Annotated in this window: 4 protein-coding genes; all 4 read left to right on the plus strand. The window is 61.0% G+C overall.

Annotated features, from left to right (window positions below; translation table 11 throughout):
* A partial coding sequence (locus tag FEM54_RS28440; protein WP_138453844.1) for a cupin domain-containing protein occupies nucleotides 1–196 on the plus strand: 196 nt, incomplete at its 5' end.
* 154 nt (nucleotides 197–350) lie between these two features.
* Nucleotides 351–1,547 carry an SfnB family sulfur acquisition oxidoreductase gene (locus FEM54_RS28445; RefSeq protein ID WP_138453845.1) on the plus strand — a complete coding sequence of 399 codons (1,197 nt, stop codon included), beginning with the start codon at nucleotides 351–353 and terminating at the stop codon, nucleotides 1,545–1,547.
* Between the two features lie 12 nt (nucleotides 1,548–1,559).
* A complete protein-coding gene (locus FEM54_RS28450; RefSeq protein WP_138453846.1) occupies nucleotides 1,560–1,886 on the plus strand; it encodes an acyl-CoA dehydrogenase in 327 nt (108 codons plus the stop codon).
* Nucleotides 1,886–3,265, plus strand: a complete 1,380-nt coding sequence (locus tag FEM54_RS28455) for an LLM class flavin-dependent oxidoreductase (protein ID WP_099550535.1) — start codon at nucleotides 1,886–1,888, stop codon at nucleotides 3,263–3,265. The genes FEM54_RS28450 and FEM54_RS28455 overlap by 1 nt, the downstream gene beginning before the upstream one ends.
* Nucleotides 3,266–3,289: the final 24 nt, after the last annotated feature.

The raw sequence follows: 3,289 nt of genomic DNA on the forward strand, positions 1-3,289 counted from the left end.
CTACAGCCCCGACCCCGACCCGGACGGCTGGAGCGTGCAGCTGTTTGTGTTCGAAGGCTGCCTGACCTTGCTGGTGGGCGAGGAACAAAAACACGTGGCGGCCGGTGAGTTCTACATGTTCGCCAGCCGCAACGTGCACGGCTATCGCAATGACGGCGATGTTGCCGTGCGGTTTGTGCGCAACGTGGTGATCTAACTGTTGGCCCGGCAACAGTGGATGCACACTTTGTTGGTTTGAAACGCGCTCAACAGCCTCTTAAAGCCAGCAACCGCCTGATTTTGCTGACGATTAAATTCAGGCATGACTCCTGCAATTGCTCCGGTAACCCATCGGAGCCTGGAGTCGGCCCATGTCAGCCCACCCTCAACAACCTGCCCATATCATCCGCTCGGATGCCGAAGCCATTGAAGTCGCGACGCGCTTGGCCGCGCGCTTTGCCGTTGACGCCAGCGTGCGCGACCGCGAGCGGCGCCTGCCGGTGGCCGAGCTTGATGAGTTTTCTGCCAGCGGCTTGTGGGGCATCACCATTCCCAAGGCCTACGGCGGCGCCGAGGTGTCTTATGTAACGGTGGCCGAGGTGATCAAGTTGATCTCCGCCGCCGACCCGTCGCTGGGGCAAATCCCACAAAATCATTTGGGCGTGGTGGACATCCTGCTGCAAACCGCCAGCGAGGAACAAAAGCGTCACTATTTCGGCAAGGTCTTGGCCGGCTATCGTTTCGGTAATGCCTTTTCTGAAGCCAAGAGCAAAAACGCCGGCACCTTCGACACTCAGATTCGTTTTGACGGCGACACGGCCTCTATCAATGGCGAGAAGTTCTACTGCACCGGCGGGCTGTTTGCCCACCTCGTGCCCACGGTCGGCAACAACGAGAACGGCCAGGCGTTTATTGCCTTTGTCGAACGCGATGCGCCGGGCCTAACCGTGATTGATAGCTGGGACGGCTTCGGCCAGCGTACCACCGCCAGTGGCGGCGTGACCCTCGACGGCGTCAGCGTGCCCCTTAGCGCGATCATTCCTGCGCACCAAGCCTTCGACCAGCCCACCGCCAACGGCCCGATCTCGCAGATTATCCAGGCTGCCGTCGACACCGGCATCGCCCTGGGTGCCCTCGAACAGGCAAAAATCTACGCCCGCCAGGCGCGGCCCTGGATCGACAGCCAACAGGATCACGGCTGGCAAGACCCGTTCACCATCGCGGCCATTGGCGATCTGCAATGGCGCGTGCACGGCACCGAAGCGATCCTTGCCAGGGCCGGCAAGGCTGTCGACCTGGCCCTGGCCGAGCCCAACGAAGACACAGTCGCCAACGCCTCGCTGGTGGTCGCCCAGGCCAAAGTGCTGTCGGCCGAAACCGCCTTGCTCGCCAGCAGCAAACTCTTCGAACTGGCCGGCACCCGCTCGGTCACCGGCAAGCACAACCTCGACCGCTTCTGGCGCAACGCACGCACCCACACCCTGCATGACCCGGCCCGCTGGAAATACCACCTGATTGGCAACTTCGTGCTCAACGGCGTGAAGCCTGCGCGCCACGCCTGGAACTGAGGATATTTATTCATGACCGCCCTGAATCAAGCGCGCCAACTGCTGGAAAGTACCCGACGGTTTGTACACGCCAGCGATGACCCGTACGTGATCAGCCGCTTTGGCGACTTGCAGATCCGCGTCGACGTAGCCGCCGCCTTGTTTGAACGCGCTGAAACCCACCCAAGCCCGGTGGCGTTGACCGAAGCACAAATCGCCGCCGCCGAAGCCTTGATTGCCGCCAGTAATGCCGAATTTGAACTCACCGGCCAACGTACCGCGCTGGCGTCGACCCTCGACGACCCACTGCGGCGCAAATATCAGATCGTCGGCAACTACCACCTCAACGGAGTGCTTTGATGTCCCGTGAAATCCGCTTGAATGCCTTCGACATGAACTGCGTAGGCCATCAATCTCCCGGCTTGTGGGCGCACCCGCGTGACCGCTCGTGGCAGTACAAGGATCTGGAGTACTGGACGGACCTCGCCAAAATTCTTGAGCGTGGCAAGTTTGACGGCCTGTTTATCGCCGACGTGCTGGGCATCTACGACGTGTACAACGGCAATGGCGACGCGGCGATTCGCCAGGCTGCACAAGTGCCGGTCAACGACCCGCTGTCGCTGATTGCGCCGATGGCGTTGGTCACCGAACACCTGGGGTTTGGCCTGACCGCTTCTTTGTCATTTGAACATCCGTATCCGTTCGCCCGCAGGCTCTCGACCCTCGACCACCTGACCAAAGGGCGTGTCGGCTGGAACATCGTCACGTCCTACCTGGAAAGCGGCGCCAAGAACCTCGGTCAGAAAGCCCAGACCGAACACGATGCGCGCTACGACTATGCCGAGGAATACCTGGAGGTTTGCTACAAACTCTGGGAAGGCAGTTGGGAAGAGGGCGCCGTGCTGCGTGATCGCGAGCGTCGCATTTTCAGCGACCCGAGCAAAATCCACGAGATACGCCATGTCGGCAAACACTTCCAGGTGCCCGGCATTCACCTCTGCGAGCCGTCGCCGCAACGCACGCCGGTGTTGTACCAGGCTGGTGCCTCCAGCCGTGGCAAGCAGTTTGCCGCCGAACAGGCCGAGTGCGTGTTCGTGGCCGCACCGTCCAAGGTGCTGCTGAAAAAAACCGTCGCCGACATCCGCCGCCGAGCCGCTGAGGCCGGGCGAGATCCGAAGAAAATCCTGATCTTCAACTTGCAAACGGTGATCGTTGGCGAGACCGATGCCAAGGCCAAAGCCAAGTTTGACGAATACAAATCCTACGTCAGCTACGAGGGCGCAATGGCGCTGATCTCCGGCTGGACCGGCATCGACTTCAGCCAGTTCAAGCCCGATGAGCCGCTCAAGCATGTACACACCAACGCGATTCAATCGGCGGTGGAAGCCTTCTCCACGGCGGACCCGAACAAGGTCTGGACGCCCAATGAACTGGCCGATTGGGTTGGCATCGGCGGCTTTGGCCCGTTGTTCGTGGGCGGCCCGGAAACCGTGGCCGACCTGTTGCAGGAGTGGGTCGAAGAGACCGACGTGGATGGTTTTAACCTGGCATACGCGCTGACCCATGAAACCTTCATCGACGCCGTGGACCTGCTCGTGCCGGAGTTGCAAAAGCGCGGCGTGTACAAGACCGAGTACGCCCAGGGCACCCTGCGCGAAAAGCTATTCGGCGACGGTGCGCGGCTGGCCCCAAACCATCCGGGTGCAAGCTACCGCGACCTCAAAGCCACTGCAATCTAACTGAAGCACCTCGGTCCATGTGGG

The organism is Pseudomonas edaphica, from assembly GCF_005863185.1.
GTDB classification, from domain to species: Bacteria; Pseudomonadota; Gammaproteobacteria; order Pseudomonadales; family Pseudomonadaceae; genus Aquipseudomonas; species Aquipseudomonas edaphica.